The 12,671-nt window shown below is 71.8% G+C and carries 14 protein-coding genes; 6 read left to right on the top strand and 8 right to left on the bottom strand.

What is annotated here, in order from left to right; all coding sequences use genetic code 11:
- The 4 genes from ACSNOD_RS20225 to ACSNOD_RS20210 all read left to right on the top strand — a co-directional run.
- Positions 1-1,205: serine hydroxymethyltransferase (locus ACSNOD_RS20225; protein WP_436768394.1), on the top strand; the 1,205-nt coding region annotated here is incomplete at its 5' end.
- A 231-nt stretch (positions 1,206-1,436) separates the two neighbouring features.
- Entirely contained in the window at positions 1,437-2,450 is a 1,014-nt protein-coding gene (trpS, locus tag ACSNOD_RS20220; RefSeq protein WP_436768393.1) for a tryptophan--tRNA ligase, read from the top strand.
- A gap of 174 nt (positions 2,451-2,624) precedes the next feature.
- Positions 2,625-3,221 carry a 2'-5' RNA ligase family protein gene (locus ACSNOD_RS20215; protein ID WP_436768392.1) on the top strand — a complete coding sequence of 199 codons (597 nt, stop codon included), beginning with the start codon at positions 2,625-2,627 and terminating at the stop codon, positions 3,219-3,221.
- A 136-nt stretch (positions 3,222-3,357) separates the two neighbouring features.
- Positions 3,358-4,239 carry a YihY/virulence factor BrkB family protein gene (locus ACSNOD_RS20210; RefSeq protein WP_436768391.1) on the top strand — a complete coding sequence of 294 codons (882 nt, stop codon included), beginning with the start codon at positions 3,358-3,360 and terminating at the stop codon, positions 4,237-4,239.
- A gap of 48 nt (positions 4,240-4,287) precedes the next feature.
- Here ACSNOD_RS20210 and ACSNOD_RS20205 read toward each other — a convergent pair whose 3' ends face one another.
- On the bottom strand, positions 4,288-5,595 hold the full coding sequence (locus ACSNOD_RS20205) for a D-alanyl-D-alanine carboxypeptidase family protein (protein ID WP_436768390.1): 1,308 nt from the start codon (positions 5,593-5,595) through the stop codon (positions 4,288-4,290).
- A gap of 135 nt (positions 5,596-5,730) precedes the next feature.
- Between ACSNOD_RS20205 and ACSNOD_RS20200 the strand changes: the two genes are divergently transcribed.
- Positions 5,731-6,045 (top strand): SCO4848 family membrane protein, encoded by a 315-nt coding sequence (locus ACSNOD_RS20200; protein ID WP_436768389.1) that lies wholly within the window; start codon positions 5,731-5,733, stop codon positions 6,043-6,045.
- Between the two features lie 18 nt (positions 6,046-6,063).
- The gene (locus ACSNOD_RS20195; protein ID WP_436768388.1) at positions 6,064-7,401 is read left to right on the top strand and encodes a metallophosphoesterase; all 1,338 of its coding nucleotides are present in this window, start codon (positions 6,064-6,066) and stop codon (positions 7,399-7,401) included.
- Between the two features lie 38 nt (positions 7,402-7,439).
- Here ACSNOD_RS20195 and ACSNOD_RS20190 read toward each other — a convergent pair whose 3' ends face one another.
- From ACSNOD_RS20190 to ACSNOD_RS20160, 7 genes are all read right to left on the bottom strand, one after another.
- Positions 7,440-7,937, bottom strand: a complete 498-nt coding sequence (locus tag ACSNOD_RS20190) for an HD domain-containing protein (protein ID WP_436768387.1) — start codon at positions 7,935-7,937, stop codon at positions 7,440-7,442.
- A 33-nt stretch (positions 7,938-7,970) separates the two neighbouring features.
- Positions 7,971-8,339 carry a hypothetical protein gene (locus ACSNOD_RS20185; protein WP_436768386.1) on the bottom strand — a complete coding sequence of 123 codons (369 nt, stop codon included), beginning with the start codon at positions 8,337-8,339 and terminating at the stop codon, positions 7,971-7,973.
- A 122-nt stretch (positions 8,340-8,461) separates the two neighbouring features.
- The gene (locus tag ACSNOD_RS20180) at positions 8,462-9,232 is read right to left on the bottom strand and encodes a succinate dehydrogenase iron-sulfur subunit (protein WP_436768385.1); all 771 of its coding nucleotides are present in this window, start codon (positions 9,230-9,232) and stop codon (positions 8,462-8,464) included.
- Positions 9,232-10,986, bottom strand: a complete 1,755-nt coding sequence (gene sdhA, locus ACSNOD_RS20175) for a succinate dehydrogenase flavoprotein subunit (protein ID WP_436768384.1) — start codon at positions 10,984-10,986, stop codon at positions 9,232-9,234. Before sdhA ends, ACSNOD_RS20180 begins: the two co-directional genes overlap by 1 nt.
- Before the next feature lie 21 nt (positions 10,987-11,007).
- A complete protein-coding gene (locus tag ACSNOD_RS20170; protein ID WP_436768383.1) occupies positions 11,008-11,487 on the bottom strand; it encodes a succinate dehydrogenase hydrophobic membrane anchor subunit in 480 nt (159 codons plus the stop codon).
- A 5-nt stretch (positions 11,488-11,492) separates the two neighbouring features.
- Complete coding sequence (gene sdhC / locus ACSNOD_RS20165) at positions 11,493-11,873, bottom strand: succinate dehydrogenase, cytochrome b556 subunit (RefSeq protein WP_436768382.1); 381 nt, start codon at positions 11,871-11,873, stop codon at positions 11,493-11,495.
- 188 nt (positions 11,874-12,061) lie between these two features.
- Positions 12,062-12,671 (bottom strand): 2-oxo-4-hydroxy-4-carboxy-5-ureidoimidazoline decarboxylase (locus ACSNOD_RS20160; protein WP_436768381.1); only part of this gene is annotated, 610 nt, incomplete at its 5' end.

The raw sequence follows: 12,671 nt of genomic DNA, 5'->3' as shown, positions 1-12,671 counted from the left end.
AGGCACGCGCCGACTACGGCCCGTACACCCCCGGGTTCGACATCGTGCCGTACGGCGACCTGGCCGTGCTGGAGGCCACCGGCACGGTGCTCCAGAACAAGTACAGCGAGGGCTACCCCGGCCGCCGTTACTACGAGGGCCAGCAGAACATCGACCCCGTCGAGACCCTCGCGATCGAGCGCGCCAAGGCGCTCTTCGGCACCGAACACGCCAACGTCCAGCCCTACTCCGGCTCGCCCGCCAACCTCGCCGTCTATCTCGCCTTCGCCGAGCCCGGCGACACCGTGCTCGGCATGTCGCTGCCCATGGGCGGCCATCTCACCCACGGCTGGGGCGTCTCGGCCACCGGCCGCTGGTTCCGCGGGGTGGGCTACGGCGTCCGCCCCGACACCGGGCTGATCGACCTCGACGAGGTCCGCGACCTGGCGCGCAAGGAGCGGCCCCGGATCATCTTCTGCGGCGGCACCGCCGTCCCCCGCACCATCGACTTCGCGGCCTTCGCGGAGATCGCCCGGGAGGTGGACGCGGTGCTGGTCGCCGACATCGCGCACATCGCCGGGCTGGTCGCCGGCGGCGCCCACCCCTCCCCGGTGCCGCACGCCGACGTGATCTCCACGACCACCCACAAGACCCTGCGCGGCCCGCGCGGCGCGATGCTGCTCTCCCGCGCGACGCACGCCAAGCCGCTGGACCGGGCCGTGTTCCCCGGCCTCCAGGGCGGCCCGCACAACCACACCACCGCGGCGATCGCCGTGGCCCTGCACGAGGCCGCGCGGCCCGCCTTCCGCGACTACGCGCACGCCGTGGTGGCCAACGCCCGGGCGCTGGCCGAGGCGCTGCTCGCCCGCGGCTTCGACCTGGTCTCCGGGGGCACGGACAACCACCTGGTGCTCATCGACCTCACCGCCCGGGGCGTGCCCGGCAAGGTCGCGGCCAAGGCGCTCGACCGGGCCGGGATCGTCGTCAACCACAACACCGTCCCCTTCGACCCCCGCAAGCCCTTCGACCCCTCCGGCATCCGCATCGGCACCCCCTCGCTCACCTCCCGCGGGCTGGGCACCGAGCACATGCCGGCCGTCGCCGACTGGCTGGACCGGGGCGTGGCCGCGGCCCGCACCGGCGACGAGGACGCGCTGGCGGCCATCCGCGCGGAGGTCGCCGAGCTGATGGCCGCCCACCCCGCGCCGGGCCTGCCGCTCGACTGACCGCCGGCCCCGCGCCGGGGCCCCGCCGGCCGACCGTCCTGCCCACCCCGCGCCGGGGCCGGTCCGCCGGCCGACCGACCGCCCGCCGCTCGCCGGTCCCGCCCGGCGACTGTGTTTCTCGTCTCATCCGCGCCCGAGTGCCGCCGTACCCGGCGCCGGCCCGCTCCGGGGCCGGCGGCACTCCTTCGGCGGAGGCCGGAGAACGGCCGGCGACCTGAGAGAATGGACCGCATGGCCATTGATCGTCCCCGTGTGCTCTCCGGCATCCAGCCCACCGCAGGTTCGTTCCACCTCGGGAACTATCTGGGTGCGGTCCGGCAGTGGGTGGCGCTCCAGGAGACCCACGACGCGTTCTACATGGTCGTGGACCTGCACGCGATCACCGTCCCGCAGGACCCCGCCGAGCTGCGCGCCAACACCCGGCTCGCCGCGGCCCAGCTGCTCGCCGCGGGCCTCGACCCGGACCGCTGCACCCTCTTCGTCCAGAGCCATGTGCCCGAGCACGCCCAGCTCGGCTGGGTGATGAACTGCCTCACCGGCTTCGGCGAGGCGTCCCGGATGACGCAGTTCAAGGACAAGTCGGCCAAGCAGGGCTCCGACCGGACGACCGTCGGCCTGTTCACATACCCGATCCTCCAGATCGCCGACATCCTGCTGTACCAGGCGGACGCCGTGCCCGTCGGCGAGGACCAGCGCCAGCACATCGAGCTGACCCGCGACCTCGCCGAGCGCTTCAACGGCCGCTTCGGACAGACCTTCACCGTCCCGGCGCCGTACATCGTCAAGGAGACGGCGAAGATCTACGACCTCCAGGACCCGGCGGCCAAGATGAGCAAGTCGGCGTCCACGCCGAAGGGCATCATCAACCTCCTGGACGAGCCGAAGACCTCCGCCAAGAAGATCAAGAGCGCGGTCACCGACACCGGCACCGAGATCCGCTTCGACGAGACCGAGAAGCCGGGCGTGAGCAATCTGCTCACGATTTACGCCACCCTCACCGGTACCGGAATCCCGGAACTGGAGCAGAAGTACGCGGGCAAGGGCTACGGTGCGCTCAAGACCGACCTCGCCGAGGTCATGGTCGAGTGGGTGACCCCGTTCCGGGCCCGCACGCAGGAATTCCTCGACGACCCCGAGACGCTGGACTCCATCCTGGCCAAGGGCGCGGAGAAGGCGCGGACGGTCGCCGCGGAGACCCTCGCGCAGGCCTACGACAAGGTGGGTTTCCTGCCGGCCAAGCACTGACCGCACCGGACCGGCCACCGCCGGGACGCCCGGTCACCGCCGGGACGCCGGAGGAGGGGAGCCGCTCGCGGCGGCGCCCCTCACCCGGCACACTGGCACGAGCCCGGCACACGGGTACGGGTCCGGCTCCCTACCGGACCCGGCCAGCAGCACGCGAAGCAGAAGGAGAACGACGTGGGGACCGTAACGCTCGGCGTTTCGATCGCGGTCCCGGAGCCCCATGGCAGCCTGCTCCAGGAGCTGCGCGCGGGCTTCGGTGACCCCGCGGCCCATGGCATTCCCACGCATGTCACCCTGCTGCCGCCGACCGAGGTGGACGCCTCGGCGCTGCCCGCCGTCCGCCGCCACCTGGCGCGGGTCGCCGCGACCGGCCGCCCCTTCCGGGTCCGGCTGGCCGGCACCGGCACCTTCCGGCCGCTCTCCCCGGTGGTCTTCGTCCGGCTCGCCGAGGGCGCGCCGGAGTGCGCGGAGCTCCAGGAGCGGGTCCGGTCCGGGCCCGTCGCCCGCGAGCTCCAGTTCCCCTACCACCCGCATGTGACCGTGGCGCACGGCATCGCCGAGGAGGCGATGGACCGGGCGTACGAGGAGCTGGCGGACTACGCGGCGGCGTGGACGGTGGCCGGCTTCGCGCTCTACGAACAGGGCGCGGACGGCGCCTGGCGCAAGATGCGGGACTACCCCTTCGGGCACGGGGCGGCGGGGTCGGCCGTGCCGGCGCAGAGCGCGCCTGTGGACGCCCCGCCGGCGCCGTCGCTGCGCGCGACCCTCTGAGCGCGTCCGCGCGGGCCGGAAGGATCGAGCCAGCCCGTTCGGCGAAGGATCGAGCCCGTCCGGCGATCGAGGACACGGAAGGCCAAGCGCGCCGCGCGGGGCGATCACGCCCGTGCGCGTAGGGTAAACGCCTGCCATGGAATGGCTCACGAGACTCCCCGTCGTCGGACCGCCGGCCGCGAGACTGATGCGTACGCACGCGTGGCGCGCCTATGAACGCCTCGACGCCGTCCACTGGACCCGGCTGGCCGCCGCCATCACCTTCGTGAGCTTCGTCGCCGTCTTCCCGCTGATCACCGTCGGCGCCGCGATCGCCGCCGCCCTGCTCACCCACGCGCAGGTGAACGAGATCAAGCACCAGCTCTCCGAGCAGGTGCCCGGCATCTCCGACCAGCTCGACCTCGACGCGCTGATCGCCAACGCCGCCACCGTGGGCTCCATCGCCGGCTCCCTGCTGCTGCTCACGGGCATCGGCTGGGTCGGCTCGCTGCGCGAGTGCCTGCGCGCCGTGTGGGAGAAGGAGGAGGACCCCGACAACTTCTTCCTGCTCAAGCTGAAGGACGCCGGGGTGCTGGTCGGCCTGGCCGCCGTGGGCACGGTGGCCATGGGCGGGTCGGCCTTCGCGAGCAGCGCGGTGGGCTGGGTCGCCGACCGGCTGGGGGTGGCCGAGGACAGCGCCGGACGGGTGCTGCTCTTCGTCGCGGGCCTGGCCATCGGCGTCCTTGCCGACTTCGTCCTGCTGGCGTATCTGCTGACGCGGCTGCCCGGCGTCCACCCCACCCGGCGGGCGGTGCTGGTCGCCGGGCTCATCGGCGCCGTCGGCTTCGAACTGCTCAAGCTGCTGCTGAGCGGCTATCTCCAGGGCGTGGCCGGCAAGAGCATGTACGGGGCGTTCGGGGTCCCGGTCGCCCTGATGATCTGGATCAACTTCATGGCCAAGCTGCTGCTGTACTGCGCGGCCTGGACGGCCACGGAGGCGGGGCCGGAGGAGGCCCCGACAGCCACACCGGCACCTTGAGTCCCGTGTGCCCCGTGTGCCCCGTCCGCCCCGTCGGCCCCTGCGCCCTCAGCCCCGCCGGCGCCGTACCAGCTCCGGCAGCGGCCACCGGCGGTGCACCAGCAGCGCCGCGCCGGCCAGCACCAGCAGGGAGCCGGCCGTGATGCCCAGCGCCGTCCACAGGCCTGCCGAGCCGCCCGCCGCGGCGACCGACGCCCGGGTGCCCTTGCGGCTCCCGTCGGCGCCCTTGCCGCCGGCCTCGCCGTCCTCCGACTCGTCGTCCTGGCCCCGCGGGGCCACCAGCTTGCCCACCGGCTCGACCTTCCCGGCCGCCGCGAAGCCCCAGTCGAACAGGGCCGCCGTCTCCGTGTAGACGCCGCTGCGCTTGCCCGGGTCCGGGTTCATCACCGTCACCAGCAGCACCCGCTCACCCCGTTGGGCGACGCCCGTGAAGGTGCTGCCGGCATGGGAGGTGAAACCGTTCTTCACGCCGGCGATCCCGGGGTACGGCTTGAGATCGTCGGCGGGGTGGCCGGTCAGCAGCCGGTTGGTGTTCTGGATCTGGAACGGCTCGCCCTTCTTGCCGTCCTTCTCCTCGCCGGGGAACATCGCGCGCGGCGTCGAGCAGTACTCCCGGAAGTCGGGCTTCTGCAGCCCGGAGCGGGCGATGAGCGTCAGGTCGTAGGCGCTGCTGACCTGGCCCTCCGCGTCGTAGCCGTCCGGTGTGACGACATGCGTGTCCGCGGCGTTCAGCTCGACCGCGTGCTCCTGCATCTCGCGCACGGTCTTCTCCATGCCGCCGTTCATGGCGGACAGCACGTGCACCGCGTCGTTGCCGGACTTGAGGAACACGCCCAGCCACATGTCGTGGACCGAGTACGTCTGGTGCTCCTTCATGCCGACCATGCTGCTGCCCGAGCCGATCCCGGCCATGTCCTCGGGCTTCACCGTGTACTGGGTCTTCTTGGGCAGCTTCGGCAGCACGGTGTCCGCGAAGAGCATCTTCAGGGTGCTGGCGGGCGGCAGCGGCCAGTGGGCGTTGTGGGAGGCGAGCACGTCGCCCGACTCGGCGTCGGCCACGATCCAGGACAGGCCGGTGAGGTCCATCGGCAGCGGGGGCGCGCCGGGCTTGAGCGCCACCTGGGTACCGGGCTGGCCGAGCCGGGCGCCGCCGACCGTGGACATCGTGGCGGGCGGGCGTGCTTGCTGCCGCTGGGACTGCTTCTGACCGCCCTTCGGGTCGTCCTTGGGGTCGGCGACCGCGGGGGCCGCGGTGAGTGCGGGCAGCAGCACGGCGGCCGCTGCCGTCAGCGCGACGGCCCGGCGGGACGGCCGGGTGCGCGCGGGCGCGGAGAAAGTGGGAAGAAATGCAGGCACACCGGTGAAATTACAGGGCGGTTGTCGACGGGTCGTCACCCCGGGGGCTGACCCGCCCGCCGGCCACTCCGGCGGGCCACTCCGGCGGGCCACCCGGGCGGACCCCCGCCGGGGCCTGCGGTGATACTGGGGAGCATGCGCCGATCCACCGAGGGACTCCCTCGCCACCCCGCCGTGCTGAGCCGCCGAGCCGCCTGGTTCCTCCTGGCGTTCGGCGTGTGGAGCTGGTTCATCTGGATCACCTTCGTCAAGAACCTCTGGCAGGACGGGAGCGGGCTCGCCTTCGACGACGCGGGCGACCCGACCGCGTACTTCTGGGTGCATCTGCTGCTCGCCATCACGTCCTTCGTGCTCGGTACGGTCATCGGGCTGATCGGGCTGCGGGCCGTTCGGGCGTATCGCGGGCGTGCCGGCTCGGGGGACCCCGCCGGTTCCGGTACGGCGACGTAGGTCCGGGGGTACGGGGGAATGGTCGTGGTCTTCGTCATCGTGGCCCTGCTGGTCCTGGCGCTGCTGGGAGCGGTCCACTGGTACGTGTGGCGCCGGCTGGTGCGGGACACGACCGCGCCCGGTGGGCTGCCGCGCCGGCTGGGCACCGCCCTGCTGGTCGTCCTGCCGCTGACCAGCGTCGGCGCGCTCGTCGCCGGCCGGGCCGGCGCGCCCTTCGCCGTTGAACGGGCGTTCGCCTGGCCGGGGTACGTGTGGCTGGCGCTGCTGCTCTATCTGACGCTGGCTCTGCTCGTGGGGGAGGCGGTACGGCCGCTGTTGCTGCGGGTGCGGTTCGCGCGGCGGGGCGGGGGAGGGGCGGAGGCGCCCGACGGGGGACGCGAGACCGAGCCCGTACGCGCGCCGGAATCCGTACGCGAGCCCGAACCCGTATCCGAGCCGGAACCCGTACGTGGACCCGAGCCGGAACCCGTACGTGAGCCCGAGCCCGAGCCCGTACGGGCCGGCGCCGGGTCCGCCGTTCCCTCACCGAGCCGGAGGCTGTTCGTCGCGCGGGGTGTCGCCGTCGCGGCCGCCACCGTGGCCGCCGGGACCGTGGGCCACGGCATGTACGGCGTGCTGCGCGGCCCCCGGCTGAAGCAGGTCACCATTCCGCTCGCCAAGCTCGGCCGGCAGGCGCACGGCTATCGGATAGCCGTCGTCAGCGACATCCATCTGGGCCCGATCCTGGGCCGGGCGCACACCCAGCGCATTGTCGACACCATCAACGGCGTGCAGCCCGATCTGATCGCGATCGTCGGCGACCTCGTCGACGGGAGCGTGGCCGACCTCGGCCCGGCGGCGGAGCCGCTTGCCCGGCTCCGCGCCCGCCACGGCAGCTTCTTCGTGACGGGCAATCACGAGTACTTCTCCGGCGCGGCCCAGTGGCTCGACCACGTCCGTGAGCTGGGCCTGCGCCCGCTGGAGAACGCCCGGGTGGAGCTGCCCGGGTTCGACCTCGCGGGGGTCAACGACATCGCGGGGGAGCGTCAGGAGGTGCCGCAGGGGCCGGACTTCGCCAAGGCGCTCGGCGACCGCGATCGGGCGCGGGCGGCCGTGCTCCTCGCCCATCAGCCGGTGGTGATCCACGACGCGGTCGAGCACGGCGTGGACCTCCAGCTCTCCGGCCACACCCACGGCGGCCAGCTCTGGCCGGGCAACTACCTCGCCGAGCTCGCCAACCCCACCCTCGCCGGGCTGGAGCGGTACGGGGACACCCAGCTGTACGTCACCCGGGGCGCGGGCGCGTGGGGGCCGCCGGTCCGGGTGGGCGCGGAGTCGGACATCACCGTGGTCACGCTGGCCTCACGCCAGACGTAGGGAACGCGCACCGGGCACCGGAGGGAGGTTCCGGAGGGTCAGCGCAGCAGCGCGGGGTTCACCCGCTCCACCACGCTTTCCAGCAGCTCCCGGTCGACCACCGGCCACAGCACCTCGCGCGCCGCCCGGTACTTCTCCGCGAGCCGCGCCCGCTCGTCCTCGGGCAGCGCGGCCGTGCGCTCCTGCAGCGTGTTGTGCGCATTGTCCGCGATCTTCACGAGCGCGGCGTCGGGGTCCTGGGCGATCTTCCGGATCATGTCCTCGTAGCTCACCCCCGGCCGCCGGGTCAGCGTGTCGACCAGCGCCACCACATCGTCCGGGACGCCCGCCTCGCGCAGGCCCTCCAGCGTCCAGTCGGTGTCCTCCACGATGTCGTGGAGGTAGCCCACCATGGCGAGCCGCTCACTGATGTGCTCCAGCCCGCGCCCCACGGCCCGTACGTGCTCGATGTAGGGCGCTCCCGCCTTGTCGGTCTGCCCGGCATGCGCCTCGGCGGCGAGCGCCTCGGCCTCGGCGGGCGTCAAGGTCCGTCCCATCCTGCCCCCTCGGATTCGTCGGTTCCGCGCAGCCTAGCCGCTGCGCTCCAGCACAAAGCTCCCACACGTACTGGGCGGCCCGCCCTCGTTGTCGAACAGGGTGAAACGGCCCCGCTTGCCCCCGACGTCGAGCGACCAGGGCTTCTCCTTCTGCTGAATCCCCGCGGGCGAGTCGAAGCGCAACAGCACGCCGGCGCCCTCGCCATGCCGGGGCAGGTACAGGTCCCAGTACCCCTCACCGTCGACACGCTCGGTGATCTCAGGCCTCATCGGTGCGGAGGGGGCCCACACCGGCCACCCCCGGACCGTGAAATGAGCCGTGCCCGACTCCGAGGGCTGCTCCAGAACCAGCTCACCGCCCCCGAGCCCCTCGTAGCGCCCGACGACCTCGTCCTGCGTCACCCGCCCCCGGAACGGGGCGCGTCATACGGGTGAATCCGTTCTGTTGTGTTCACGGCGAGAGCATCGAGCGAACGGCCCCGCTCCCTTTTGGGAGCGGGGCCGTGGCGTGGGGCGTCGGGGGATCAGAAGCGGCGCGTGATGAGCGCTCGCTTCACCTCCTGGATCGCCTTCGTGACCTCGATGCCGCGCGGGCAGGCGTCCGTGCAGTTGAAGGTCGTGCGGCAGCGCCAGACGCCGTCGCGGTCGTTCAGGATCTCCAGCCGCTGCTCGCCCGCCTCGTCTCGCGAGTCGAAGATGAAGCGGTGCGCGTTGACGATCGCCGCCGGGCCGAAGTACTGGCCGTCGTTCCAGAACACCGGGCACGAGGTCGTGCACGCGGCGCACAGGATGCACTTGGTGGTGTCGTCGAAGCGCTCGCGGTCCTCGGCGGACTGGAGGCGCTCACGGGTGGGCTCGTTCCCCTTGGTGACCAGGAACGGCATGACGTCCCGGTACGCCTGGAAGAACGGGTCCATGTCGACCACGAGGTCCTTGAGGACCGTGAGGCCCTTGATGGCCTCGATCGTGATCGGCTTCTCCGGGTTGATGTCCTTGATCAGCGTCTTGCACGCCAGCCGGTTGCGGCCGTTGATCCGCATCGCGTCCGAGCCGCAGATCCCGTGGGCGCAGGAGCGCCGGAAGGTCAGCGAGCCGTCCATGTCCCACTTGATCTTGTGGAGACCGTCGAGCACGCGCTCCTTCGGGTCGATCTCCAGCTCGAAGTCCTCCCAGGCGGCCTCGGCCGAGACCTCGGGGTCGAACCGGCGAATCCGGAAGGTGACCGTGATGTACGGCGAAGCGGTGGCGTCCTGCGAAGGGGTCGCGTCCTGCTTCTCGAGCGTCGGGGTGCTCATCAGTACTTACGCTCCATCGGCTGGTAGCGGGTCTGGACGACCGGCTTGTAGTCGAGGCGGATGGACTCGGTGCCGTCGGCGCCCACCTCGCGGTACGCCATGGTGTGGCGCATGAAGTTGACGTCGTCGCGGTTCGGGTAGTCCTCGCGGTAGTGGCCGCCGCGCGACTCCTTGCGCGCCAGCGCGGACACCGCCATGACCTCGGCCAGGTCGAGCAGGTTGCCCAGCTCGATGGCCTCCAGCAGGTCGGTGTTGAACCGCTTGCCCTTGTCCTGGATCGCGACGTTCTTGTAGCGCTCGCGCAGCTCGGCGATCTTCTCGACGGCCGTCTTGATGGTCTGCTCGGTGCGGAAGACCATCACATTGGCGTCCATGGTCTCCTGGAGCTCCTTGCGGAGCTCGGCGACGCGCTCGGTGCCGGTGGAGTTGCGCAGCCGCTCGACCTGCTCGGCGACGAACTCGGCCGGGTTCTCCGGCAGCTCGACGTAGTCGGCCGTGGCGGAGTACTCCGCGGCGGCGATGCCCGCCCGGCGGCCGAAGACGTTGATGTCGAGCAGCGAGTTGGTGCCGAGGCGGTTGGCGCCGTGCACGGACACGCAGGCGACCTCGCCGGCGGCGTACAGGCCGGGCACGACGGTGGTGTTGTCGGCCAGCACCTCGCCCTCGACGTTGGTCGGGATGCCGCCCATGGCGTAGTGCGCGGTCGGCTGGATCGGGATCGGGTCGGTGTACGGCTCGATGCCCAGGTAGGTCCGCGCGAACTCGGTGATGTCCGGCAGCTTGGCGTCCAGCTGCTCCGGCGGCAGGTGGGTCAGGTCCAGGTAGACGTGGTCGCCCTCGGGGCCGCAGCCGCGGCCCTCGCGGATCTCGGTGTAGATCGAGCGGGAGACGACGTCACGCGAGGCGAGGTCCTTCATGACGGGCGCGTACTTCTCCATGAAGCGCTCGCCGTCCTTGTTGCGGAGGATGCCGCCCTCGCCGCGGGCGCCCTCGGTGAGGAGGATGCCCATGCGCCAGATGCCGGTCGGGTGGAACTGGAAGAACTCCATGTCCTCCAGCGGCAGCCCACGACGCCACACGGCCGCCTGGCCGTCACCGGTCAGGGTGTGCGCGTTGGAGGTCACCTTGAAGAACTTGCCGCAGCCGCCGGAGGCGTAGATCACGGCCTTCGCCTGGAAGACGTGGATCTCGCCGGTGGCCAGCTCGTAGGCGACCACGCCGGACGACTTCTTGACCCCGTCGACCTCGGTGATCAGCTGGTCGAGGACGTAGAACTCGTTGAAGAACTCCACGCCCTCCTTGACGCAGTTCTGGTACAGCGTCTGGAGGATCATGTGGCCGGTGCGGTCCGCGGCGTAGCAGGACCGGCGGACCGGGGCCTCGCCGTGGTTGCGGGAGTGGCCGCCGAAGCGGCGCTGGTCGATGGTGCCGTTCGGGGTCCGGTTGAACGGCAGGCCCATCTTCTCGAGGTCGAGGACCGCGTCGATGGCCTCCTTCGCCAGGATCTCGGCGGCGTCCTGGTCGACCAGGTAGTCACCGCCCTTGATCGTGTCGAAGGTGTGCCACTCCCAGTTGTCCTCCTCGACGTTCGCGAGGGCGGCGGCCATGCCGCCCTGGGCGGCGCCGGTGTGGGAGCGGGTCGGGTAGAGCTTCGTCAGCACCGCGGTGCGGCTGCGCTTGGTCGCCTCGATGGCCGCACGCATCCCGGCGCCGCCGGCGCCGACGATGACGGTGTCGTACTTGTGAATCTTCATGTCTCGCGTCAGCCCCGGGCTCTAGCGGATGTTCGGGTCGAAGGTGAAGATCACCAGCGTGCCCAGCAGGACGGTGAACACCGTGGCGGTGTACAGCAGCATCTTCAGCCAGAAGCGCGTGTTGTCCCGCTCGGCGTAGTCGTTGATGACGGTCCGCAGGCCGTTGGCGCCGTGGAGCATCGCCAGCCACAGCATCAGCAGGTCCCAGACCTGCCAGAACGGCGAGGCCCAGCGGCCGGCCACGAAGGCGAAGCCGATCTTGCTGACGCCGCCGTCCAGGAACAGCTGGATCAGCAGGTGGGTGATGACCAGAACGACCAGCACGATGCCGGACAGCCGCATGAACAGCCAGCCGTACATCTCGAAGTTGGTCCGCGTGGACTTCGGGGTGCGCTTGGTGCGCGCCCGCGGCGCCTCGATGAGCGGGGCGGGGTTGTCCGGGCCGTAGCCGGTGTCGGCCGGCTCGGTGGCGCCCGGGGCGGGGGTCTCAGTGGTGGCCATGTGTGTCAGCTCCCGAACAGCTCGCGCGCGGCGTGGCCCAGGACGGGGTACACCGACCCGGCCATCAGCACGATCCAGATGACCATGACGGTCCACAGCATCTGCTTCTGGTAGCGCGCGCCCTTGGACCAGAAGTCCACGGCGATCACGCGCAGACCGTTGAGCGCGTGGAAGAGGATGGCGGCCACGAGGCCGTACTCCATCAGGGCCACGATGGGCGTCTTATACGTCGCGACGACCTCGTCGTACGCCTCGGGCGAGACGCGGACCAGGGCGGTGTCGAGAACATGGACGAACAGGAAGAAGAAGATGAGGACGCCGGTGACTCGATGAGCCACCCAGGACCACATGCCTTCCCGGCCGCGATACAGCGTTCCAGCCGGCACGGATAACCCTCCGGAAGCGGGGATTGGGGCCTGCCGGCTTCTCTGTCGGTCGGGCCCGGCCGGGTACGGTCCACCGGCCCTGGCCATCGTAGCGACGCGATGTCGGTTCACTCGCGCGGGGTCCCGAAGGTGTGATCAAACAGGCACGTACGGGCTATCGAAGGGCTGTCGGATGGCCCCGAACCCCCTCATGGCGGGCGAAACCGGAACATGTGGTGCAGCCGTTCGAGGGCCAGCCGGCGCAGTTCCTCCGCGACGACCGCCCGTTCCTCGTCGAGGCCGTGGCCGAGCCGGGCCCGGAGGGCGGCGAGCACCTGGCGCGTCCGCTCCTCGGGCGCCACCCCGACCAGGCAGATCACCAGGCCGTGGCCGAAGCGGCTCTCGTACGCGGCGTGGGCGGCGCGCAGCGCGGAGCGGTCGTGGCGGTCGTGATGGCTGTGGCGGCTCTGGTGGCTGTGGTGGCTGTGGCGGCCGTGCGGGGCGCGGGAGCCCAGGGCGCCGAGCGTGCCGAGGGCGCCGAGCGCGCCGGACGTGCCGGGGGCGCCGGGGGCGCCGGACGTGCCGAGGGAGCCGGGCAGCCGGTACGGGCCCCGGCGGGCGGCGGTCTCCCCGGCCACCGCCTGGGCGAGGTCCGCCGCCGTCAACTGCCGGCTCGCCTCGTCGGCGGCGTCGAACAGCGCCTCGGGGCTCGGGTAGGGGCGCCCGGCGGCGACCCGCCGCGCCCAGCTACGGCTGGCGCAGCAGCGCAGCAGGGCCGCCTCGGCGAGGCCGGCCGGGGCGGCGTTGAAGCGGCCGAGC

The organism is Streptomyces sp. URMC 123, assembly GCF_051386515.1.
Taxonomy (GTDB): Bacteria; Actinomycetota; Actinomycetes; order Streptomycetales; family Streptomycetaceae; genus Streptomyces.
The sequence above is the reverse complement of the archived record's forward strand: the minus strand, read 5'-3'. Positions and strand labels throughout refer to the sequence as shown.

What these genes read in the sequence shown, in the direction of transcription:
- ACSNOD_RS20190 (WP_436768387.1), bottom strand. Translation starts at nt 7,937, where the DNA reads ATGGGACGGACCTTGACGCCCGCCGAGGCCGAGGCGCTCGCCGCCGAG.
- ACSNOD_RS20195 (WP_436768388.1), top strand. Translation starts at nt 6,064, where the DNA reads ATGGTCGTGGTCTTCGTCATCGTGGCCCTGCTGGTCCTGGCGCTGCTG.
- sdhA (WP_436768384.1), bottom strand. Translation starts at nt 10,986, where the DNA reads ATGAAGATTCACAAGTACGACACCGTCATCGTCGGCGCCGGCGGCGCC.
- ACSNOD_RS20200 (WP_436768389.1), top strand. Translation starts at nt 5,731, where the DNA reads ATGCGCCGATCCACCGAGGGACTCCCTCGCCACCCCGCCGTGCTGAGC.
- ACSNOD_RS20170 (WP_436768383.1), bottom strand. Translation starts at nt 11,487, where the DNA reads ATGGCCACCACTGAGACCCCCGCCCCGGGCGCCACCGAGCCGGCCGAC.
- trpS (WP_436768393.1), top strand. Translation starts at nt 1,437, where the DNA reads ATGGCCATTGATCGTCCCCGTGTGCTCTCCGGCATCCAGCCCACCGCA.
- ACSNOD_RS20210 (WP_436768391.1), top strand. Translation starts at nt 3,358, where the DNA reads ATGGAATGGCTCACGAGACTCCCCGTCGTCGGACCGCCGGCCGCGAGA.
- ACSNOD_RS20180 (WP_436768385.1), bottom strand. Translation starts at nt 9,232, where the DNA reads ATGAGCACCCCGACGCTCGAGAAGCAGGACGCGACCCCTTCGCAGGAC.